Genomic DNA, 22,793 nt, shown 5'->3' with positions numbered 1-22,793 from the left:
ACTCACATTAATATGAGGGGATGTATAGCTAATGCGGAAAAAAATATTGATCATATTAATTCCTGTCATTTTATTTATAGCCGGTTGTAGTGGAGGTAGTAATCAATCACAAAGCCCAGATTATGAAGCAACAAAAAAGATGGTTACTGATATTGTAAAGTCAGAGGATGGTAAGAAAGCAATAGTAGAAATTCTTGCAGAGGAAACTACTCAACAACTTTACGTTATTCATGATGATACAGTTAACAAGGCGATTCAGGAGGCATTAACCTCTGAAAAGGGTAAAGAGTTTTGGACGAAAATGTTTACCGATCATGAATTTGTAAAAGCATTCTCAGAAAGTATGATTACTCAACAAGAAGATGTTTTTAAACGCTTAATGGCCGATTCTAACTATCAAGAAAAGATGTTAGAGTTATTTGAGAACCCTGAGTTTGCCAAATTGATTCAAACACAATTAAAAAGTCAACAATTCAAAGGGCACCTTGAAGAAAGTATACAACAGACACTTGAGTCCCCATTATTTCAAGCTACTTTAACAGAAATAGTCATTCAGAATGCTAAGAAGATCGTAGGCGAAAATGGAGGGGGTAGTGAATCTGGCGAGGAAAAAGAAAGTGGAGGATCTAACGGTCAATCTGGTAACTAATAAAACCACCCCAAACAATCAAGTTAAAAGTTGGGGTGGTTTATTACATTAATAATGTTTAGTTATAAATTGAGCTACTTCTAAATATGTTTGCCCAATCGAATGCTCTGTTGAATAGATTGAGCTATCTTTTTCTGTTGGTTGTCCTAAAGGAATTTGCGCAATTAAAGGAGCATTTAACTCATGGGCTAGTGTCTCTCCGCCTCCCCGACCGAACAAATACTCCTTTTCTCCAGTCAATTGACTCTCAAAATATGACATATTTTCAATTACGCCAATGATTTCATGATTAGTGTTTATTGCCATTCTACCTGCTCTTGATGCAACAAAAGCAGCTGTTGAATGAGGTGTAGTTACGATAATCTCCTTTGAAGTCGGAATCATTTGATGAACTGATAGTGCCATATCTCCAGTTCCAGGAGGTAAGTCTAATAATAGATAATCAAGATCTCCCCATTCAACTTCAACAAAAAAGCTTCGAAGCATTTTACCTAAACGAGGGCCTCTCCAAATGACAGGCTCGTTATCCTCGACGAAAAATCCCATCGACATTACTTGAACCCCGTTTGACTCAACAGGGATAATCTTATTCCCTTTTAATGTTGGGCGGTTTGTTATACCCATCATATTCGGAACGCTAAACCCATAAATGTCAGCATCAACAATCCCTACTCTTTTGCCTAAACGCGCTAAGGCTACAGCGATATTAACAGTGATGGTTGATTTCCCAACCCCTCCTTTACCACTAGCAACAGCAATAAAGCAAGGTTGGTTTGGACTATTTAATAATGATGGAATCTCACGAGTCTTTTCGTTTAATTTTTCTAGCTCTTTTTCTGTAAAAGCCTCAAATTGTATCTGAACAGATTCAATTCCCAATCGATTAAATTTAGCGGTAATTTCAGTTTCAATTTCTTGTTGTTCGGGTGTATTCAGTTTACCGATCGCTATTCTTAACCGAATTTGGTCAGAATCTTTTGATGCTTGAATCTCTCTAACACCATTCGTCTGAGCTAATGTTAGATTTAGCGTACGGTCATTTACTGATTTAAGCAAAGCCATTACTTGCTGCTTGTTTAACACAGTCTTGCCACTCCTCTTAAACTTGATTACGGATAAGTATAGCATATTTGGAGTAGCTATTATAAACATGAAGTTACTGGTCAGAAAAGTATTCTAAAATACCTAAATATATACTAGCAGCCATTTCATCTTGATAGGCTGATTGTTTTAAAAGTTCTCTTTCTTCAGGATTAGATAAAAAACCAATTTCCACTAAAGAAGCTGGCCGATTGGCATGCTTTAAAACATAGACACCATTAATCGCCAACGCCTGACGATTTGTGTTTTCTAAGTTAGTTCTTATTTGGCCTTGAATGGCTTCTGCTAATCTCTTTGATTCTGGGTGATTTGGGTGATAGAAGGTTTGAGCTCCTCTCCATTCAGACGATGGAAGGGCGTTTAAGTGAATCGTAATAAATATATCAGGATCTTTTTCCTCCATAAATGCTACACGATTTTTAATATCCTCTACTTTTCGTTGAGATATACCTTTTGTTGAGTCATTAGCTAAATCATGATCTGATTCTCTCGTTAAAAATACTTGAGCTCCTGATTGTTGTAAATAAGTGCGTAGCTTTTGACTAACATTTAAAGCAATTTCCTTCTCTAAAGTTTGATCTGCACCAACTGCTCCACCATCCACACCACCATGACCCGGATCTAAAACTATTGTTTTATTTGTTAATGGGAGCGCGAAAGAATCAATTGAGTCTATAACTACCTTAATTGGTCCACTCATATAATAGAGGATTAGTAGAAATACTAGCAAACTGCTCATGCTTATAAAACGTCGTACCATTGGCCAGACCTCCAATCTTAGTTACTTTACTATATGGATAGGCTTGGACAATTAGAACGCAAGCTACAATTTTAATAAAAAAAGCCCATAATGGGCTTAATTTTTTAATATCTGTTGTACCCAAGTTTGGGCACTTTGATAGCAGATAAAGACACTTTCTTTATCTAATTTTAGTTTAACAATTAAACGGTCTAATTCAGACCAATTTACTTCTTCATACGCTACAACAAGCTGATAAATATCAGTTAATACTCCAGGTTGTTTTAGCAATGCCTGTTCTATTGCCACATCTAATGATAATGAATTTAACAACTTCTCCATCGACTGCGACAAAATAGCAGGTAGTTGAGAGAAATAGCCTACTAAAAATGCTTCTTGCTTTAAGTTTGGGGCAATTATCTCAGCGATAGCTTCTGCCATTTTAGCACGATAATACGAGCTTTTAATTAAGGCACTTGTTCCCTGTGCTTCTGTACGTTGATAGTTTTCACGTAAAGCAAGAATATAAAGCCACTTTTTTATCTCTTCTTGTCCGAGAAGTACGACAGCTTGATGAATCGAATATATACGTGTAACCCGACGATAATAAGGTGAATTAATCAGTTTTAATAGTTTATAAGATAAAGATAAATCCATTTGAATCAAGTCGGCAATCTTTTTCAAGTCAAAATCCTTACGGTCAATTTGTCTAATTAGTTTTAAGTATGTGTAATAATAGCTTGGTATTTCAACAGACTGCATAACTTTAGGTCTCATGAAAAAGTAACCTTGAAAATAGTGATATCCATCTTTCAGCGCTTCCTTAAATACTTCCTCAGTTTCTATTTTTTCCGCAAGAAGCCGGATATGTGGATATTTCTTTCGAATACTCTCTGCTAATCTTTGTCTAACGAATTTTGATTGACATTGCATAAAGTCAACTTTAATAAAGGTTAAATAACGCACTAAATCCGCTTCATCCCATGCTCGATAAGTTCCAAAGGTAACATCATCTAACGCTAGGCGATAGCCGTTTTGAGCGAGTTTTTTAATCAAGTCTTTAATATCATCAGTTAATTCAACCGTTTCTAAAATTTCAATCACTAGATTGCTTGGATTAAACTGCTGGATAATGCCTTCCTTTAGTAAATTCTCTGTGAAGTTAATGAAAACTGGATAGCCATCTGTTAATTGTTTTATCCCAATATTAAGAAAGGCATTTACCACCACATCAATCGTAGCAAAATCTCCGTCCAGCTGATCGATGGGCTCCGCGCCTCGGTAAAGCAATTCATATCCAAATAATTCTTTCTTCCGATTAAGAATAGGCTGCTTTGCAAGCATCACTATAGACATTTTCACACCGCCTATTATTCTGTATTCTCTTTCATCAATCGTTAGTTAATTATTCGTCAACTTTAATCCTTGCTCTATGACTATAGCCTAAACTGTCACTAAATTATTATTTACTCTTATTATCAACTATAATTGTGAATAAGTAAACCTAATTATAGTAGAATACTAACGATATTTGTCAAAAAAACACCTTCTTTGTCATCTTTAGATTAATGACAAAGAAGGTGTTTTTGTAGTTAGATTTTTTAATCACCTTAGAGACTACATATTGCTCTTTAATCGCTTTAGTATCCGGTTATAGTCATCTAAATCTATACCAGGCGCAAATTGCTCTGGCAATTCTGGCAAGTCAGGTACTGGTGCACCCTCTGGCATACCATCGATAACCCTTAACGGTTCTCCAGTTTCAGGATTTAAACCTTTCCAAATTTGGTTAATGTCTCGATATTCGGGTTCTCCCCATGTATATAATACGTTATATAATCCTTGATCCATAAATTTCTTCGCATGATCAAATTTATTATTATCTAAACTTGGGACAGGCAACATCTTACCTACATCTACACCAGTAGCTACTTTAATTGCTTTTGCATAGGCAATAATATGAGTTCCACCTCTAACAAGTAAATATCCAATCATTTCTCTGGCAGTTGGATGTGTCGTCATTTCATAGACACGCATTTTGTGTGTTCTTGCACCAATTTCTAAGCAATAATTGGCTAATAGATCTTCAACAAGTACACCCGAATTATTGACATACTCCCCATTCCACGGTCTACCCATTCCATCTCCTGGGTAAGCTGTTTGTGGGGTAGTTGTGAAGTGTAACGAATATCGGGCATCTTTTCCATTTTGTAGTGGTGCGGTATCTGGATCACCAGGAACCGTATTTCCAATGGAAAGTAGGTTAATCGTATTTGCAACTAATTCCACATGGCCAAATTCCTCTGCTGTAATACTAGCAATTAAATCGTAAAATGGTTTGAATTTTTTCTTGGCACGGAAATTAAAAGATTGGAACATATAATTATTTAACGTAGACATTTCTCCAAATTTGCCACCCATTAATTCCTGAACTGCTGCTGCAGCATTCATATCACCGTGTTCCGGATACGGAAGTTCAATCAAAATCCTATTCACACGCTTCATCATAAGCTTACGCCTCCATCCTTAGTTAACTTTTAATATAATCATTCTGCTGAGTCTGGAGTTATTCTTGTCGCCTCTGGTTTAAACCAAATGATTTGATTAATCCGGATATAGAATGGTGCGCCTCCCATTTGAACAACAATATGATCAGGCATGACTTTTCTTAACATACCGCGGACAGACCCTCGTGGCGTTTGGACACTTATTGGCTGATTGAGCAGACCATTTAAAGCTCCATAAACATACGGATCATTAAGATTCCACTTTTCATTCATTATGCAACACTCCTTTTCTTAAAGCCCATACTACTGTATGCGAGTACGTTAGGAAAAATGTCCATATATTCAAATTAAAAGCGGACTTATTCAAGACTATTCGCTACGCTTTATGATGTTTTTCTCAGAATGATTTTAAAGGATAGAGCCATCATACAATTATCAAGCAGATATCTTTAGTTGTATTTTTTTGTGTGAGATAATTAAGCCTAAATTAAATGAATAGTCACCATTGAAAGGAGAGATAAAAATGTTACAAATAGATATTTGGTCTGATTATGTTTGTCCATTTTGTTATATCGGAAAACGAGAGTTGGAGAATGCAATCATTGAGACTGGACTAAAAGATCAAGTTAAAGTGGCTTTTAGAGCATTCGAGTTAAATCCAGACAGTCCAACAGAACCAATTATCGGTATGCTAGAAGATCTAAGTGAACGCAAAGGACAACCGCTCGCAAATATTAAGCAAATGGTACAAAATATCGTTGATCGTGCTAAAAGAATTGGTCTTGATTATCGTTTTGACAATTTAATGGCGCAAAATACTCGGAGCGCACATCGACTCGCTAAATATGCCAAGGAAGTAGGCAAAGCTGCTGATTATAATGAACGAATTTTCCATGCTGTTTTTACGGAAAGTAAATTTTTGCCGGATGCTAATCAATTGATTGAACTTGCTACTGATATCGGTTTAGACAGAGATAAGGTGAGTGAAATCATTGAAGATAGAGAAGCTTATTCACAAGATGTTGAACAAGATATTGAACTTGCTCGACAATTGCAAATTTCGGGCGTCCCATTCTTTGTCATAAATAACAAGTATGCCTTATCAGGAGCTCAAACAAAAGCTGATTTTGTTAATGCACTTGAAGAAATCGCACGAGAAGAGGGTATAACCTTAAAACCAAAACTAAAAAAGTTAGGCGCAGAAACAAATTCGTGCGGGATTGACGGTTGTGATATTTAAACGAATTAGTACCCTGGATTGATCAATTCATTTTTCCAGGGTATTATTTTTTTAGTGGCTTAGATTAAATACTTTCTACTGTAACAGGACGTGATTAAGTTGATAAGAAAAATTACTCAAGAAGAAGCATGGAACATGAGACACAAGGTCATGTGGCCAGATAAACCGTTTGACTATATCAAAGTTAATGGTGACGATACAGCTATCCATTACGGATTATTTAGAGATAATAAATTGATTTCAGTTATTTCTCTCTTTCTCAGTGATAAAGAGGCTCAATTCAGGAAGTTCGCCACCTTAGAAGAAGAGCAAGGTAAAGGGTTTGGAAGTCAATTGCTAAATTACACTTTAGAGCAAGCACGTTTATTTGGCGCGGAACGTGTTTGGTGTAATGCCCGATCAAATAAGAATACTTTTTATCAAAAATTTGGTCTTAAAGAAACAGCGAGTAGATTTACTAAGGGCGGAAAAGATTATGTTATAATGGAGGTTTTCTTTTAAAAGTAAAATTCATATTTTTAGTCTACATCATGCACTCCCTGTTCAAATGAGCAGGGAACTATCTAAACTAGACTTTATTTAATAAATATATTAATGAAAACAGACCCTAATCACTAATGTGACAAGAGTCTGCATGTTTTTTCACTATATTTAATTACTAGTTTGATTTTACCCCTATTCGCATCTGATCTTCATACTCAACCTCAAATTCCCAAGCGTCAACATTTGAAGCATCAGCATCAATTGCTAATAATAATGATTCTCTCATTGAGCCAATCGATTGATCTAAATCTATATTTACAGCAGAAATTATTCTTTCAACCTCTTTCTGAGCATCTTGTCCATTGAGATTGTCGCGATTATGGTATTCTATTTTAAATTCCTGCTCACGCAAATCGTATTCATAATCCCATTTTTCATTTGATACAAATCTAATCTCTAAATCTAACTCATTAATAGTTGTTGACTCGCTTCCTGAAGGAGCTTGATATTCAAAGCCTAATATTTGGTCATTAGACGTCTCAATATAGACATCTATTTCTTTTAAATCGTCACGACTGATGTTTAAGTAGTCGAGAATTTGACTCATCATGTCATTGATTGAACGTTCATAATCAATTTGAATCGATGAGAGAAGTTCTTCAATCTTACTAAATACTTCTTCTCCACTTTTTTCAGATTCCGCACCATTTTCATGTTCAATTTTTGCTTTTTGGTTAGAACGATTAAACTCATAGCTCCATTCCTCGTTTGATAACAATTCAATTTGAAGCTCGAATAGATTCACTTCTTCTGAATCATATTTAAATGTTGGCTCTATACCAGCTTCTGCTTTGTCTTCGTCTTGAGGAGGCCCATTTGTTTTATCCTCATTTAATTCAACTTGCACCCCTTCATCAGCATCCATTGTTTGATCTGTTTCATTCTCGCTTGTCCCACATGCTCCTAAAATTAAGACTAAACAGAGTAAAATAGTTAATCTTATTTTCGCATTAAATCACCCTTTCGCATTCATAATTTACCCGAATACACCACAATCTAATCACTGGAAATACTATCCGAAACATTAATTCATGTTAGCTCTCTTAGACTATCCTTTTTATAATGAACTACATATTTTCCAAAAAAACTCCCCCAATGATAAACAGATGTATATTACTTAATCTGCTCACCATTGGGGGAGTGTAACGCTTAGATCTAAAATAGAAATTACTTATTTATCAATATCCTCAGTGTCTTCATCATTACCAACATCTGTTGGATCGTTGTCCGGGAGTAAATCTTCTTCCTCCTCAATAGGGTCTTGAGGTATGGTTGGCCCGGAAGCATTATTACTCACACTAATTTCCACTGTATAATCCATAGGTACAAACTCATTAAATTTACTCATTTTAACGATTGTTCCCTTAATTTCAGGTGAATCAACATATTTTACAGTATATTTAATATTTGCACCTTTTGATTGATACTCTTCATAAAATATACTTGGTAGCTCTCCTTCTAAACGTCCTCTTAAATCTTGTAAATAAGGTCTACCTAGAGAATAAGTAACCGTAATCTGCTTATTATCTTTTTCAGTCAATTTAGTATCCGCTTCAATTGACTGAGATATAAGTGTTCCATAAGGTACTTTCCCATGATATACAGACTTAACGGTCACTTCTAGATCAGGATATTTAGTCATTGCCTCATCTGGCGTTAAGCCCCAGAAGCTAGGGACAATTACGGCTTTCCCTGTAGACACGACGACTGTCATTTTGTCTCGTCTAGCAATTTTCTCATCAGCCGCTTCACTTTGACTAATAATAAATCCAGCCTCGAAACTATCAGAGTCTGATTCTTCATAAGTTATTTCAATTTCATTCGTTTCTGCCCACTTCTCTACTTCTTCTCTTAAACTACCGACAAAGTTAGGGACAGTAATATCCTTTTCAAATACCTCTTGACCTCTAGAATAGTAAATCGCTGCTCTGTCTTTACGGCGATATTCTGATGGGTCAATTGAGCTGTCTCGAATCACAAGCTTAATAAATTCTCCAGCTTCAATTTCATCATGATATTCTACGACAATTTGTAGATTTTCTGCTTTATGTTCATCGATCCATTGTTCCGCTTCTACTTGACTCATAACTGAAAAATCAGGTAGAGGAATAACATCGTCTGGATCTGGACCTAAACTACTAACAATGAGTAATGTGTTACCTTTCTTAATTTTATCTCCTGCAGGTACACTTTGAGAAATAATCCTATTTGGATCATATTCTAAGTTATATTCTTGTTCTAGTTCAATTTCTATATCGTTCTCCTTTGCCCAAGCACGCGCTTCAGAAATAGGCTGACCAACAAAGTCCTCAACCTTCACGTGGACAAGAGAGTGATAAATAAAGTACACCAGTATACAAGCTAATAGTGACCCCGCAATCGCTATGATAATCTTGATTCGTTTTTTCCTCCGATAGTCAGGATCAATTTCTAGCTCTTCATCTGCATTGTACCTAGAGCTACTTCTCATTTTAGGCGGTTCTGATTTCAACTCGGCATCTTGATTAGACACACCTTCTTCAATATCTGGTACAAATGATTGTTCCACTTGATTATTTAGAGATTCGTCGTTTACCTGATTTTCCGCTTCTTGTTCTTGCTCACCTTTAATGTCGTTGTTACCTTGTTTATTGACGAGATCAGAATACTGGTCTTTATTAAACTTAGATAAAAAATCACTCATACGGAGACAATACACCTTTCCTTAAGTGGTAAGCCTGATCTGACTGTATAGCGATCTCATTGGAGTGTGTAACGACAACTACACACTTTCCATGTTCATGTGCTAACTTTTTAAAAATATCAACAATCTCTTGTTCCATCTCTTCATCAAGGTTTCCAGTTGGTTCATCCGCAAGAATGACATCGACATTAGTTGCAAGCGCACGAGCAATTGCAACACGCTGTTGCTCTCCACCTGATAATTTATTAACATAACGATCCGCTTTACTTTTTACAATGCCGATGTAATCAAGTAGATTGTAAGCGACTGTTTTAGAATCAACAGGGAGTTCGTTTTCTGTAATTGACATAGGTACAAGGACATTTTCAACTGCTGTTAAAGTAGGAATTAAATTATAACTTTGAAAAATGATTCCGATATTATTCCGTCGATACTTTTCATATCCAATTTGCTTAATATCTCTTTTGTTAAATAATATACTTCCACTGTGTGGTGTATCGAGTGCACTGAGTAATGAGAGCAATGTCGTTTTTCCTGAACCTGACTGACCTAAAATTGTATAAAACTTCCCCTTCTCGAAGGAAATAGAAGTATCTTTCAAAATATAGCGACGGTGCTCTCCATCTTGATAATAATAATTTATATCTTTCGCCTCTAATATCATCTTTTCACCTCTCTATAAGACAATTAATGTTGACTTACATCAGTATTTTCTTTGGATTTAATCTCACAATATAGACAAGTGGTATAAGTGTTGAGATTAAAATCGTTACCATACCAACCCCGTAGAAAATTAATACATAGTTTGCGTCTAGCGTTACTTCATATGAATCTATAGCATCATCTGTTGTTAAACCTGATTGGAAATAATAATCGTAGTCTTCATACGCTGAATTATCATCTACCTTCAACATCGTATCAGACAATTGGCTAGCTAAGAAGTTACCACTGAATAAAGATAATGTAATCCCTACAAATGCTGTAACCAACACTTCTATAAGAATTTGACCGATTACACGTCCACGTCGCTCTCCTAGAGATAAGTAGATTCCTAGTTCATGTTTTCGATCTCGTAGGAATAGTAACACGACTAAACCAATGATTAGAATTGTTGCAAATACAGCAGCAATTAAAACATAGTTTGAGAGTTTACTCATCGACTCGATCGGTCCAGAAATATTATGGTAATGATCTCCAGAGCTAATAACTGTATAAAGTTGAGGTAATAATGGTATAGCCTCTTCTGAAAATGCCTCAATATCTTCATGAGTGTTTAGGACAAACGTTGGTATATAGTAATCAAAGCTACCGCCTTCTTCCTCATACATTTCTGCAAATTCAGGTTCTACTGTTAGCATTTGTTCAAATTGAAAGGCATTTTCAGCACTAACGATTTTATTTGGAACGTATAAAGTATTTTGATATTCGATATCCATCCAGTCAATATAACCACCATCGAAATCTTCTTCTATGTTCTCCTTAACAACTTGAGATTCAAAAATCCCAATAACTTCAAGCACTAGATCTCTTGAATTTATTAATTCTTCTTCCTCATTCTCATAATCGTAATAATAAAAATCATTTTTCAGTGCAAATGTATCGCCTACATGTAAATTGTTCATTTCCGCTAATTTACTAGAAATGATAGTGACAGCTGAGCCATTATTAACTTCATCTTGTGTAAATGTTCGACCGTCAACTAATTTTGCCTTTTGTTCTTCAAAATCTACTACGGGTGCGTAGTTGATTCCTCTCAGCCTAAAGTCCATACTTGGCCCAAAATGAACAAAATCTTCATCCATACCTTCGCCTTGATAACTCTTTAAGCTATCTGAACCTAAATAAGTTTCAAGATTATAATCATAATATTTCACATAGGAGAGCGCGCCTACTTGTTCAATTACATCGATCCCTAACTCTTCGGGTACAAAGTTATCCCGTTCTTCCTCACTTAGCTCTTCATAAGCCTCCCAATCTATCTCGAGCATAACTTTAGCTCCCAATCGTTCCTTAATATTATTTTCAGCATTCTCTGTTGCTTGCTGGATCGAAATAGCACCTGAGATTAAGTTACCTAATATAAAGATGACAGCTAATAATATTAATGATTTCCCTTTTTTTCTTGTAATCCCTAATAAACCCCGCTTAACAAAATTCATTCTTTCGTTCCCTCCTCATCGCTAATACTTTTTCCCAACAGACTTTCTTACATTGTAAATTTAGACAGAAGCAACCCCCCCAACTAAACGATTTATTTTAAACGTTTTCAATTTTATGAAAATACAGATTAATAAGTTTGTTAAACTAGCTTAGCTAATTTTAGATTTATTCCCTTATATATGTAGACGAATATAGATTCATAAGGTTTCACTTTTTTTACTATCTTGATCATAAACTATATCGTTTTTATTTTCAATCCTTTCCCAGTAAATGAATGTTATTACAATTTCATTTTCTATTAGTGATGTTTATGATTATATGTGAATATAGTAAACTGTATTACTTGTTTGTATTTCAAGATACAAAAACAGACTCTTTCCAACATCGTGAAAAGAGCCTTATCAAAGTACATGGGGAAATACGGTAAATGTAAAGTCAACCGCTTCAATCACTTTACTTTAGAGGAGTAGATCTAAAATTTTTATGGACGAGCTGTATAAGCAGCATTCACACAAACTTGACCAACGACCACTTCTCCACCCTCAGAGAAGACGTACAGGTTTTGTAATCTAGGGACAAAGACAGTGTAACTATTATCAGGTTCTGCTGTTGCAATTATATCTGTTCCAGCAGCATCAGTACTGATACTTGCTGTATCTCCACTTGCATTAAAATTCGATAGGGTAACATAGCCAGCTACTGCTCCACTTGTATGTGCGAAAATTTGTAAAGCTGAAGCTGCTTCTACCTCTGTATTAAATGAGTTACAGGCAGATACTTGCACTAACTGTGGTTCAGGAAAACAATTCATCACATTCTCTCCTTTCCTAGCTTCTTACACTACTAGTTAATGCAAGGAACGCAATGTTTGTATAGATAGATTGGCCGTGTAAAGAGTGGATTTTTATATAAACAAATTAACTTTTTCAGATATTACTTATAGTGAATATTCAAGCAATACTTTCCAGATGCTTGTGGCGTTTGAATTGTTAATGAACCTACATTTCTAAGCGTACGGGTAATCGTATTACCACGCGGGATTATTATTGTTTCTTCCGACAGGTCATAATACGTAACTAATACCGTAATCAATGTTGGATCACCCTGTCCATAATAAAAGGAGATCGTCGAAACAATTCCAAATGGTCGGATACTCTCATCTACATGGTATATGTTTAAAGGAACGGGGACAGGTAAATGTGTATCAAAGGTTCCACATATCTCATCAGTGATAATTGCTCGGTCTTTGTCAGGTTTACACCGACAGCATTTCTTACATGGCCTACTACAAGCTGTTGTATTAGAGCTTTCATTTTCCTGACACGGCCAAATATCATTTAATGCCATACGCTCCCCCCTTTTCCATAGTAAGTATAAGTTAGTTTATGCATGAGAAATATTTCCGAATAGACGGTTGATTGATGAATGAAAAGACAATTACTAATTAGTAAAGTTATCAATAATTTAATGAAAAGGATATACAAAAAAGCACCGACAAAATGCCGGTGCTTAAAATATTTATCATCTTATTATCTTTTTGAGAAATAAATAGACAATCTAAAAGCATACCCAATCAATGGAATATGATTTATATTAACATTTGGGGGTTATTGCATTCCATAGGCTCTAGCGAATGCTCGTCCAATCTCGAACAGTAGACTCACGTCATCTGGTGTGAAATTAGGTTTACCCATCGGTCCAATCATTTGATAACCAATTTTATCCTCATTTACGTGGTAACGTGCTATGAAGTTATTCCCATCATTATCTGTACCTATCATCGTTGCACTACCGCCATAATCAGAAGATACATCAACAGAAGTAATTGAACCACCACCGGGAATTGACTTGCTGTAACTGTACATGTGATAACTAGGTAATAATTCTTGGCTCAATGTTGCTCCACTTGGAAGCCCACTTGGATTATTTAATGGTGGCGCACCCGTGTCTAGTGCTGGTGGATTTTCTTCTTTTTCCTTGGGCTTATTCTCAGACTTAGGTTTTTCTTGTTTTGGAGTTTCTTTTTTTTGCTCTTCTTGCTTAGGTTTTTCTTTCTTTTGTTCTTTTTGTTTAGGTTGTTCCTGTCTAGGCTTTTCTTGTTTTGGCTTAGAATCATTTTCCGACTTGGATGCTACTGAGGTCGGCTTGCTTTCTTCAACCGTCTTGTCAGCTTCTTCTTTCTCTTCCTTCGCCACTGTCTTTACAACTACTGAGAAACTTTCAGTTGTTTTGTTACCATTTTTATCTGTTGCATCAGCTGTCACATGAAAGTTATTTCCTTTATCCTTATCTTCTTCAATCTCGAACACTACTTCTAATTCACCATCAACTGGATCTTGTGCATTTATCAATTTCCTCAGTTCTTTTTCTATATCTACTTCTTCACCCTCAAATTCAATGACATCCTTTACACCTTTAAACTGAGGATTTTGAGTATCTTCAACAACAACTGTCACATCAAAAATTTCATTTTCCATTTCTAATATATGTTCAGTGGTACCAACCGTCATTGTATCAACCGTTGGATCTAAGTCAATAAAGTTGGCTTCCTTCGTCAAGTCTTCCATATGTATTGTGAATGTTTTATTCGCTATGTCATCTCCGTATTCAACAATTTGCTCTATTGATACTTTAATAGGTTCTTTAGTGTCTATCTCCTCATTTGACTCAACTTCTTTTCCTTTATTCATAAAAACTCCTATAGCAATTGCAATAATTACGACAACTATTGTAACGATACTTACTAGAAGCTTCTTAGTATGTTGATTTAACTCTCTCTTATTCACCATTCAATCTCCTTCTCCTTGTAATATCTGCTTATGCGATCTTTGGGTTATTAAGCAGGGTGTAATATACTATATCGGCTTATTGCAAAAAGTTGAAAGTTATTTATAGATTCATTAAGTGACACGAGAACAGAAGGGATTGCAAGTATTAACACAAGCAAAAGGCACTTCCCAAATAAATGAGAAGTGCCATAACCATGCGTATGATTTTATTAACGTTTTGGGAATTGTTATATGGATAAAAATGTATGAAAAGGGATTGATATTGACATTACTTGAACCAATTTGCTCCAAAACACTTAGATGCTAGTTGAATACACAAAAATCGATGTTCTGTTTACTACCTATTCCATTGGCTTTACTTTACCTTCAATGAATTGAATCTCTTTCTCACTCAAATTATACTTTTTATATAGCTGTTTATCAATTTGAGATATTGATTTTGACCAATCAATATCTGATTGATCGGTAAAATCTTGCACAGGAACTTTCGACCACTTATCTCGCGTATTGGCTTGAGTTATTTTTAACACACCTAACATTGCTCTTGCAAATTTACTTTTAATATATTTTAAAGCTGCTTCTGCTTCATATTTAGTTGAAAATCCACCAATTGAAAGAAATGTTTCTGTAGCACCAACATTTGGTTCTAAAACTAATGGCGAGCTTATCACTTCACCAAATGTTCCATTTCCATTGGCTTGGGGCATAATCACTTTATACTCTTCAAAACTGCTTGGGGCATTCAAATACTTTTTATCCATCCAATAGTATGTTCGCTTACTATTTTCAAGACCTAAAATTTTTACATACTCCCCTTCGTGTTTAGGTTTATCTTTGTAAAAAATAATATCTTTTAAAAGCCTAAATGCTCCTGAACCAATATCATTCTTATGTCCCTTTGACTGAATATCTTCAATTTCAGGATAATCCACATGAGCCGCTTCTGCTAATTTATAAACTCCTCGTCCAGAAATGAGACTATCTAAAGTTTCAGAACTATTAGGTGTTACTTTATTTAGAATTGAAATTAATTCCTCATAAACTGTAAAAGTTCCGATCGCTCCAAAGACTTTTTCTTTGTCTCTATACGTTATAGCAATTCCGCCTTTTATATCAGTATTTGGAAATACATTAGAGCTATCATCGTAATAATTAACAACTCTGAGGTGTTCATCCGATAACATTTTCTTATTCCATGATTTCGGTGTGCTTCCTGCATTAAACAAAAATCGAGCAGGGTGAATCATTATTACTTTATCGGCCAGTTTATAAGACTCTTCCAAAAAATCATGATAAATTGGTGGGGCATAAGTTTTATTATCACCTATTGTTTCATCTTGGTAAGGTGGGTTACCTATAATTACATCAAATTTCAAATTATCATCTCCAAAAGCCTTATAAATATCTGTACTTAATTTTCCCTTACTAGTTAAATTCATTGTATCAACTTCTATAAGATTTTTGGTTGACACATTTACCGTATCACTATAGATAAAGTTTTTTACAATGTTATAAATAATATTACTAGGTGCACAAGCATATACTTGATTTTCAAGTATCCACTTAATGCGTTCCTGCTGATTCGGAATTTGTTCTTTCAAACCTTCATTTAGTTTTTTTACGATTTCCGTAATGTACAAACCACTTTTTACATATAAGTCAGCAAACTTCTTCGTCTTATCAGAAAAAATTCCTGGATTTTCTTCTTCTAATGTATTGACCATGTTTTTTACTACTCTTTTTGGTGTAAAAATTTGATTTGTTTTTTGTGGAGGAATGTAATCGAAAATATCCTCTTGCAAACTATCATCAAAATAATTTGCTAACCGCTTTTTAGTATCTAAAAACTCTCCGATACCGGCATTAAAAACTACTTCATTGAATAAACCATGAATGACTTTTGTATTGCCTTTATCATCCTCATATTCGAAACCATCTCGAAGCTTCTTGAACTCCTCTATTGTGATACTTGTAAGATCTTCAAAGGTAGCTTCATCAATATTCTTTTCAAAGTTTTCTAATCTAGTCTGATCATCTCCGTATGCCATTAAGAACGCAGGGATTGTACGTGCAAATCCTCGTAAATGATCTCGAACATCATCTTCCGTTGTTTTCTTTTTCTTTTCTTCTACCTTTTCTATTTGTTCTTCGACAACAGTGTTGATTGTGTTTTCTACTTCTTTATTAATTTCATCGGCGAAAGACTCTTCAATCTTTTGTTTTTCTTCTTCATATTGCCGAGTCGCTGCTATTAATTCTGTTTCATCATTTTTCTTTTCTGCTTCTTGCTTTTTCTTTGCATATTCTTCCTCTATTTCTTTAACTTGATTGCTTAGTGTTAAACTTTTCTCAGTTATAATATCCTCAATTGAATTATTTACTGACTCTTTTAGCTTATCGGTTTGTCCTTTGTTCAGTTTGAAGGAATCCTTTAAGTTATTAAAGCCATCTGAAAATGATGCTGTTATATCTTTCGCAAGTTTTTTAATGGATTCTTTTTGTTTTTCCTCAGCTTTTTCGAAGGATGATACAACTTCATCAACCACTTCAATTGATGAATAAATTTTTTCTCCAAAAAGTTCTTTTGATTTACCTAACACTACTTCTTTTGGTATCTCTACTTCCCCTTCATCATTTAAATGCGGATCAGTAATAGAAACCTCACGAGGTTTTTCTAATCTTTTATTTTTCTCAGGTGGTATTTTATCTAGAATTTCTTTAAATGGTGAATCACCTGAAAAAATACCGGATATATTAGCGAACAGTAAGTTACTCATAAAACCTCTTTTAACTACTTCTCGTGAAGTAATTCGTGTAGGTATCGTCAGTACTTCGTTTGCATCTATTTCATGCATTGTACCATCTTCATCTTCAGCAATTACTGGAAAGAAGTTTAATAACTTCTTTATTTTGCGCTTTCTTTCTTCGCTTGTTTTTGAACTACCACTAGACAAGTTGTTAGCAAATTCATCATAAAGCCTTAATGTTCGATCTGGTGAGAAATCGAATATATATGCATTTTCTTTACGATATAACTTTCCATCCTTTTCAAATTCATAAGGATTTTGTGAACGAAATGCAGCTTGAAAGTATAAACTAGGTGATTCAATATTATTTAACATTAATACCGCCGTCCACTCAGGAATTGTCACACCAGTTGTTAACTGTCCTACAGAAAGTGTTATTGTTTTATCATAATTTCTAATAGCATTCCTAACTTTATCATAGCTTTTTGTATTCTCTTTCAAATCAAGTGCTTCTGATTCTATGCCTTCATGTAAACTAACACCATCTCCTGCTGCAAGTACTACTTTGTAATCTTTGAATGTAGGATGAGAGTTTAATAATTTTTCAAGTGCTTTAGCGGAATTAACCCGTGGAAGTAACCAAAAAGTATGATTAAGTTCATTACGATACTGACTTTCGGAAAATGGAAACTTCCCTGAAGATAGATTATCTAAAAAACGAACAACACTTTCCTCATATTCAAATCTTCCATTTTCTTTAACTCTAAAAAATTCATTTAAATCAAATGCATAATCAACGTTTTTTTCTTCCTCTATTGTTAACCCAGCCGATACTTCATCTTCTATCATTTTGCTCATTTGATACGTAAACAAATTTAAAGTCGGTAGGCTTTCGTAAGGATTGCTACCAATCGTTGAATCCCAGTTTTCTTTAGCTTCTTGTTCATCTACATAAGACCAATTAAATATTTGTTCTTCGGAAAAATCACCTTTAGCTAAGGCTTTAAAAGGAGTACCTGATAAATGCAGGGTAAAGTCTCTTTTTAATTGACTAAATGCTATATCGGTTCTTCTAGTATCGATTCCTTCATGAGCTTCATCAATTACGAGCAAGTCCCAGTTTAGTCCAGCTACCCATTCTAGTTTCTTATACATACCTCCTGCAAATTCTGCACCCTTTAAATCTTGCAATGAAATAAATGCAATTTGAGTAGGATTAGCATGAGAAGTTGTATCAATAAACTCGAGATACTGATCTCTAGTCATCGCTTTTCCATTTAGTGCATCTGTTTCCGATACAAACTTCATTTGTGGCTCTTGCCAGGCAATAAATTTTTGGAAATCATCAAACCATGAGTTAGCAATTGCTGGTCTATTTGTTACAATTAAAACATTCTTTGCGTTAAGGTTTCTAATAAAGTCATAAGTTGTTAATGTTTTCCCAAAACGTGGTTTTGCATTCCATAAAAATTCTCTGGGCTCCTGCTTACTTTGATAATATTCATACGTTTTTTCTACTGCTTGTTGCTGTTCATTTCTTAATATATAATCCGAACGTTTATCATCAATTTGTATTTCATCATAATCACGGTTAATAAACTTATTCGTTAACTCTTCAGCCTTTTCCAGATTTCCATTAAAATAGAACCACTCATCAGCACGACTATTAAAATCCTTTTTCTCTATACCATTTAAAATAAGAAATTTATGTAAATCTTTATCACGGAACCATTTTCCATCAGATTTACGAGCTAGTTTCTCAAATAAAATTTTAGGATTTAAACCAGCTGTACCTACTTGTTCAAAAATTCTCGTAACAGCGTCACGTGTCGTATCACCTATCTTCACATAGCCATCGTGGTTTGGAACCTCAGGTAAGGTATAACCGTACACCTTATATTTAATTTCTTGAAAAGGCTTAATTACTGTCTTATCCATTGGCTTCCTCCATCTCCTCTTTATAAACATCGATTATTTTGACAGGTATATATCGCATTTCTTTTTGAACTTCACTTATCTTTTCAGATTCATCTTCCAAAAAGTCAAACAAATCTAGTTGTACTGGCTCTTGTATTAATCTGTTAATCGCTCGACCATTTTCTTTTTTAACACGCTCATATATCTCATCTAATGTATATTCTGTTCTTTGTATTTTAATATTTTTTGATGCATTTCTTATGTTAATAGCTTGCCAGTCACTAAACACTATAGGGCTTCCATCTACCGATTTTCTCGTTAAAAAATTTCCATTACAAATATTTAATGAAATGATTTTCTTTGCACTATCTAATATTTTTTCCTTTATTTCTCCATTATGATGTTCAACTTGTTCTTTATATTTATCATAATATTTTTGAAACATGTTCATCACACATGTTTGAGCATTATCTTCTAATAATTCAATTCCGTAAAGTGTTGTTAGAGCGAACAATGAATAATTTTCATATTGTGATAAATTTCTATTGTATTTCTCAGATACCATGTTTAACTTTCGCTCTAGTATTGCAACTAAAAAAGCACCTTCACCAGCAGCCGGCTCTAAAAACGTTGCTGTTAAATTTTCACAAGCGTCTTTTACCTCCGGAATATCCAGCATTTTATTTACTATTCTTTTAGGGGTAAATACTTCGCCATGTTTTTGAACACGAAGCTTAGATTTAATAATTTCCTCTTTCAAACATAGTACCTCCTTTCGTGTCAGTACTTTCGATTATCTATTCATTTCTATCTAGTTCTATTCTATCATAAAGTACTTTGCTAAATTCGTTTGATACAATTGTACTTAAAAAACTTGAAGAAAAAAAGGGAGTTGTTTCTCCCTTTTAAATATAGCCCCTTTCTTTAAGGCTAGTGAAACTGTTACTATTGTTTACTACTAAGTGATCAAGCACTTCGATGCCTAGTAACCTCCCAGCTTCGACTAACCTTTTTGTAACGTTAATATCTTCCTTCGATGGTGTTGGATTATATCAATAGTAATGTGTAAAAAACATTATAAAAACAGACCTTTTACTTTAACTACATGGATTCAACGCATACTCATCAAATCGAAAATATAACGATGAAAAGAAAATTTATTCAAATTTTAAAGGGATAACAAATGTTATCCCTTTCCTCTTTAAACAAAATTGTTATTCTTTCCTTTTCAATAACCTTAAACTGTTTAGTGTTACAAGTAATGTTGCTCCCATATCGGAAAATATCGCTATCCATAGCGTTAACCAACCAGGTATAACTAACAGCAATGCCACTAATTTAATTACCAATGAGAAGGTAATATTTTGTTTTATAATCGTCAAAGCCTTACGGCTTAAATTAATGGTATATGGTAATTGTTTTAAATCATCTGACATTAAAGCAATATCAGCTGTTTCTAGTGCTGTATCAGTTCCAACACCACCCATTGCCACACCAACAGTGGAAGCTGCAAGAGCAGGTGCATCATTCACGCCATCTCCAACCATTCCCACACTTTTATGCTTTCCACGAAGTTCTTTAATGAAATTCAATTTATCTTCTGGAAGCAAATCTGCTTTAATATCTGAAACACCGACTTGTTTTCCAATCTCTACTGCTGTCCTTTGGTTATCACCTGTCAGCATCACTGTTTCAATTCCAATGCTGTTCAATTTACTGATGACATCTTTTGATGTTTCTCTTATTTCATCTGCCACTGCAATAAGAGAAAGGATTTCTTGTTCCGTTCCTAACACCATGACTGTTTTTCCCTGCGTCTGCATTTCAATAATCTGTCGTTCTTGATTCCTTTCAATGCTTCCATGTACTTCTTCAAAAAGATTTGGACTGCCTACATAATATAATTCATTATTTACTTTTGCTTTTACGCCTTTACCTGTAATAGATTGAAAATCTTCAACCAATACTCCATTAAAGTCCAAACTGTTTTCTTCTGCTTTTCTCATAATTGCTGAAGCAAGTGGATGCTGTGATCCCTTTTCAATAGCTGCTGTAATAGTCATTAATTCATTTTCATTTCCACTATACGTTATAATGTCCGTTACGGCTGGAACACCTTTTGTTAATGTTCCAGTTTTATCGAAAGCAATTGCTTTTAGAGCTCCTGCTTCTTCCAAGTGGATGCCACCTTTAATTAAAACACCATTTTTAGCTGCATTTCCTATTGCAGTAACTACAGCAACAGGTGTTGAAACAACTAGAGCACAAGGACAACCAACTACTAACACAGCCAAGCCTTGATAGACCCACATGCTCCAATCAGCTCCAAATAGTAAAGGGGGAACAACAGCGATTAAAAGAGCCAAGACGACAATAGCTGGTGTATAGTACTGTGCAAATCTATCGACAAACGCTTGAGAAGGTGCTCGTTCTGCTTGGGCTTCTTCTACCAAATGAATGATTTTTGATATCGTGGTGTCTTCTACCTTTTTTGTTACTTTTACTTCTAGTAATCCTTCCTCATTCAATGTTCCTGCAAAGACTTCATCACCAACAGTTTTGGTTACTGGAACACTTTCTCCTGTAATGGCGGCCTGATTTAATGTCGATATACCCTGAATAACTGTTCCGTCCATCGCTAACTTTTGGCCAGGTTTTACGATCATAATATCGCCCACTAGAATATCTTCAACGTGTACTTGCATTTCTTTATTTTCACGACGAATTAGTGCTTCTTTTGGAGCGATATCCATTAACGATTCAATGGATTGCCTAGCCTTGTCTACTGAATAGCGCTCTAACGCTTCGCTTATAGCGAACAGGATAACAACCATTGCCCCTTCTCCCCATTGACCAATCACCGCGGCTCCTAGAATGGCAATAGTCATTAGCGTATTCATATCGAACTTAAATCTGCTTAAATTTTTAAATCCTTTAATAAATAATGAATATCCACCAATTAAGATGGCTGCTGCAAAACCAATCGTTGGAAGAATATGACCTTCCCCATATTGCTCGCCCAACAACCAACTCATAACAAGCAATATAGCTGAGATATAAACTTTAATATTTGCTTTCTGTTTCCAAAACGATTCACGTTCTATTTTTTGTTCTTTTTCATCTCGAATCTTTAAATTTTCAAAAGCACCTGCTTTTTCTAATTCCTCAATCGTTGTACTTCCGTGAACATAGATTTTAGATGCCCCAAAGTTTACTTTAGCATCTTCAACTCCTTGTAATTTTTTTACGTTATTTTCAAAGATATTTGCACAGCTTGTACAGGTAAATCCCTGAACTCGATAAGCTTTCATTTCTTGTTCCGATAATTTTGCTTGTTGATCAGACATTTACTTTTCCTTCTTTCTCATGTTTTAATGCATTAACAAATAACTGTTCAACATGGTCATCATCCAGCGAATAAAACGCTAATCTTCCTTCTTTTCTAAACTTAACAACTCCTTGCGTATGAAGCGTGCGTAAGTGGTGGGAAGCATTTGCGACCGTGACATCAATAATATTTGCTATATCACAAACACATAACTCTTCACCTTTTAACAAGGCAAAGGTAATTTTCGCCCTATTTTCTTCCGCAATAGCTTTAAATAATTGGGCAACACTAGAAATATCTTCTTTCTCTAATTCTCTTTGTATTCGATTAACTTTTTCTTCGTCATAACAATAAATTTCACAAGCATCTTTATTATTCATTTTCTCACTC

19 protein-coding genes and 1 pseudogene are annotated in these 22,793 nt (G+C 34.8%); 3 read left to right on the top strand and 17 right to left on the bottom strand.

Annotated elements, in window-relative coordinates:
* Positions 1 to 31 precede the first annotated feature (31 nt).
* The gene (gene gerD, locus AXY_RS00960) at positions 32 to 649 is read left to right on the top strand and encodes a spore germination lipoprotein GerD (protein ID WP_015008916.1); all 618 of its coding nucleotides are present in this window, start codon (positions 32 to 34) and stop codon (positions 647 to 649) included.
* Between the two features lie 48 nt (positions 650 to 697).
* Here gerD and AXY_RS00955 read toward each other — a convergent pair whose 3' ends face one another.
* The 5 genes from AXY_RS00955 to AXY_RS00935 form a co-directional block, all read right to left on the bottom strand.
* Entirely contained in the window at positions 698 to 1,732 is a 1,035-nt protein-coding gene (locus AXY_RS00955) for an Mrp/NBP35 family ATP-binding protein (protein ID WP_015008915.1), read from the bottom strand.
* 73 nt (positions 1,733 to 1,805) lie between these two features.
* Positions 1,806 to 2,510, bottom strand: coding sequence for an N-acetylmuramoyl-L-alanine amidase CwlD (gene cwlD / locus AXY_RS00950; protein WP_015008914.1), 705 nt, complete (start codon positions 2,508 to 2,510; stop codon positions 1,806 to 1,808).
* Between the two features lie 96 nt (positions 2,511 to 2,606).
* Positions 2,607 to 3,845, bottom strand: coding sequence for an EAL and HDOD domain-containing protein (locus AXY_RS00945; RefSeq protein WP_015008913.1), 1,239 nt, complete (start codon positions 3,843 to 3,845; stop codon positions 2,607 to 2,609).
* A gap of 261 nt (positions 3,846 to 4,106) precedes the next feature.
* Entirely contained in the window at positions 4,107 to 4,997 is an 891-nt protein-coding gene (locus AXY_RS00940; RefSeq protein ID WP_015008912.1) for a manganese catalase family protein, read from the bottom strand.
* Positions 4,998 to 5,035: 38 nt separating this feature from the next.
* Positions 5,036 to 5,269, bottom strand: coding sequence for a YuzF family protein (locus tag AXY_RS00935; RefSeq protein WP_015008911.1), 234 nt, complete (start codon positions 5,267 to 5,269; stop codon positions 5,036 to 5,038).
* A gap of 250 nt (positions 5,270 to 5,519) precedes the next feature.
* On the opposite strand from AXY_RS00935, the gene AXY_RS00930 reads away from it, so the two are divergent.
* Together AXY_RS00930 and AXY_RS00925 are read left to right on the top strand one after the other, a co-directional pair.
* Entirely contained in the window at positions 5,520 to 6,236 is a 717-nt protein-coding gene (locus tag AXY_RS00930) for a DsbA family oxidoreductase (RefSeq protein ID WP_015008910.1), read from the top strand.
* A gap of 90 nt (positions 6,237 to 6,326) precedes the next feature.
* Positions 6,327 to 6,737, top strand: a complete 411-nt coding sequence (locus AXY_RS00925; RefSeq protein WP_015008909.1) for a GNAT family N-acetyltransferase — start codon at positions 6,327 to 6,329, stop codon at positions 6,735 to 6,737.
* Positions 6,738 to 6,894: 157 nt separating this feature from the next.
* Here AXY_RS00925 and AXY_RS00920 read toward each other — a convergent pair whose 3' ends face one another.
* The 12 genes and pseudogenes from AXY_RS00920 to AXY_RS00870 all read right to left on the bottom strand — a co-directional run bounded on the left by AXY_RS00920 (position 6,895) and on the right by AXY_RS00870 (position 22,783).
* Positions 6,895 to 7,644 (bottom strand): YusW family protein, encoded by a 750-nt coding sequence (locus tag AXY_RS00920; RefSeq protein ID WP_015008908.1) that lies wholly within the window; start codon positions 7,642 to 7,644, stop codon positions 6,895 to 6,897.
* A gap of 306 nt (positions 7,645 to 7,950) precedes the next feature.
* Positions 7,951 to 9,462 carry a PASTA domain-containing protein gene (locus AXY_RS00915; RefSeq protein WP_015008907.1) on the bottom strand — a complete coding sequence of 504 codons (1,512 nt, stop codon included), beginning with the start codon at positions 9,460 to 9,462 and terminating at the stop codon, positions 7,951 to 7,953.
* On the bottom strand, positions 9,455 to 10,126 hold the full coding sequence (locus AXY_RS00910; RefSeq protein WP_015008906.1) for an ABC transporter ATP-binding protein: 672 nt from the start codon (positions 10,124 to 10,126) through the stop codon (positions 9,455 to 9,457). Before AXY_RS00910 ends, AXY_RS00915 begins: the two co-directional genes overlap by 8 nt.
* A gap of 34 nt (positions 10,127 to 10,160) precedes the next feature.
* Entirely contained in the window at positions 10,161 to 11,621 is a 1,461-nt protein-coding gene (locus tag AXY_RS00905; protein WP_015008905.1) for an ABC transporter permease, read from the bottom strand.
* Positions 11,622 to 12,103: 482 nt separating this feature from the next.
* Positions 12,104 to 12,433, bottom strand: a complete 330-nt coding sequence (locus AXY_RS00900) for a hypothetical protein (protein WP_015008904.1) — start codon at positions 12,431 to 12,433, stop codon at positions 12,104 to 12,106.
* Between the two features lie 122 nt (positions 12,434 to 12,555).
* Positions 12,556 to 12,969 carry an S-Ena type endospore appendage gene (locus AXY_RS00895; RefSeq protein ID WP_015008903.1) on the bottom strand — a complete coding sequence of 138 codons (414 nt, stop codon included), beginning with the start codon at positions 12,967 to 12,969 and terminating at the stop codon, positions 12,556 to 12,558.
* A gap of 260 nt (positions 12,970 to 13,229) precedes the next feature.
* Positions 13,230 to 14,408, bottom strand: coding sequence for a hypothetical protein (locus AXY_RS00890; RefSeq protein WP_155835442.1), 1,179 nt, complete (start codon positions 14,406 to 14,408; stop codon positions 13,230 to 13,232).
* Positions 14,409 to 14,752: 344 nt separating this feature from the next.
* Entirely contained in the window at positions 14,753 to 19,096 is a 4,344-nt protein-coding gene (locus AXY_RS00885) for an Eco57I restriction-modification methylase domain-containing protein (protein ID WP_015008901.1), read from the bottom strand.
* Positions 19,089 to 19,835 carry an N-6 DNA methylase gene (locus AXY_RS00880; RefSeq protein ID WP_015008900.1) on the bottom strand — a complete coding sequence of 249 codons (747 nt, stop codon included), beginning with the start codon at positions 19,833 to 19,835 and terminating at the stop codon, positions 19,089 to 19,091. The genes AXY_RS00885 and AXY_RS00880 overlap by 8 nt, the downstream gene beginning before the upstream one ends.
* A gap of 145 nt (positions 19,836 to 19,980) precedes the next feature.
* Positions 19,981 to 20,118: pseudogene (locus AXY_RS12450) on the bottom strand (JAB domain-containing protein); the annotation flags it as partial.
* A 171-nt stretch (positions 20,119 to 20,289) separates the two neighbouring features.
* Positions 20,290 to 22,422 (bottom strand): heavy metal translocating P-type ATPase, encoded by a 2,133-nt coding sequence (locus AXY_RS00875; RefSeq protein ID WP_015008899.1) that lies wholly within the window; start codon positions 22,420 to 22,422, stop codon positions 20,290 to 20,292.
* Positions 22,415 to 22,783 carry an ArsR/SmtB family transcription factor gene (locus tag AXY_RS00870; protein ID WP_015008898.1) on the bottom strand — a complete coding sequence of 123 codons (369 nt, stop codon included), beginning with the start codon at positions 22,781 to 22,783 and terminating at the stop codon, positions 22,415 to 22,417. Before AXY_RS00870 ends, AXY_RS00875 begins: the two co-directional genes overlap by 8 nt.
* Between the last annotated feature and the right edge of the window lie 10 nt (positions 22,784 to 22,793).

This window comes from Amphibacillus xylanus NBRC 15112, assembly GCF_000307165.1.
GTDB lineage: Bacteria > Bacillota > Bacilli > Bacillales > Amphibacillaceae > Amphibacillus > Amphibacillus xylanus.
Note: the sequence above shows the minus strand (reverse complement) of the source record. Positions and strands in the feature narration are given on the sequence as shown.

What these genes read in the sequence shown, in the direction of transcription:
- gerD (WP_015008916.1), top strand. Translation starts at nt 32, where the DNA reads ATGCGGAAAAAAATATTGATCATATTAATTCCTGTCATTTTATTTATA.
- cwlD (WP_015008914.1), bottom strand. Translation starts at nt 2,510, where the DNA reads ATGGTACGACGTTTTATAAGCATGAGCAGTTTGCTAGTATTTCTACTA.
- AXY_RS00945 (WP_015008913.1), bottom strand. Translation starts at nt 3,845, where the DNA reads ATGTCTATAGTGATGCTTGCAAAGCAGCCTATTCTTAATCGGAAGAAA.
- AXY_RS00940 (WP_015008912.1), bottom strand. Translation starts at nt 4,997, where the DNA reads ATGATGAAGCGTGTGAATAGGATTTTGATTGAACTTCCGTATCCGGAA.
- AXY_RS00935 (WP_015008911.1), bottom strand. Translation starts at nt 5,269, where the DNA reads ATGAATGAAAAGTGGAATCTTAATGATCCGTATGTTTATGGAGCTTTA.
- AXY_RS00930 (WP_015008910.1), top strand. Translation starts at nt 5,520, where the DNA reads ATGTTACAAATAGATATTTGGTCTGATTATGTTTGTCCATTTTGTTAT.
- AXY_RS00920 (WP_015008908.1), bottom strand. Translation starts at nt 7,644, where the DNA reads ATGGATGCTGATGAAGGGGTGCAAGTTGAATTAAATGAGGATAAAACA.
- AXY_RS00915 (WP_015008907.1), bottom strand. Translation starts at nt 9,462, where the DNA reads ATGAGTGATTTTTTATCTAAGTTTAATAAAGACCAGTATTCTGATCTC.
- AXY_RS00910 (WP_015008906.1), bottom strand. Translation starts at nt 10,126, where the DNA reads ATGATATTAGAGGCGAAAGATATAAATTATTATTATCAAGATGGAGAG.
- AXY_RS00905 (WP_015008905.1), bottom strand. Translation starts at nt 11,621, where the DNA reads ATGAATTTTGTTAAGCGGGGTTTATTAGGGATTACAAGAAAAAAAGGG.
- AXY_RS00900 (WP_015008904.1), bottom strand. Translation starts at nt 12,433, where the DNA reads ATGAATTGTTTTCCTGAACCACAGTTAGTGCAAGTATCTGCCTGTAAC.
- AXY_RS00895 (WP_015008903.1), bottom strand. Translation starts at nt 12,969, where the DNA reads ATGGCATTAAATGATATTTGGCCGTGTCAGGAAAATGAAAGCTCTAAT.
- AXY_RS00885 (WP_015008901.1), bottom strand. Translation starts at nt 19,096, where the DNA reads ATGGATAAGACAGTAATTAAGCCTTTTCAAGAAATTAAATATAAGGTG.
- AXY_RS00875 (WP_015008899.1), bottom strand. Translation starts at nt 22,422, where the DNA reads ATGTCTGATCAACAAGCAAAATTATCGGAACAAGAAATGAAAGCTTAT.
- AXY_RS00870 (WP_015008898.1), bottom strand. Translation starts at nt 22,783, where the DNA reads ATGAATAATAAAGATGCTTGTGAAATTTATTGTTATGACGAAGAAAAA.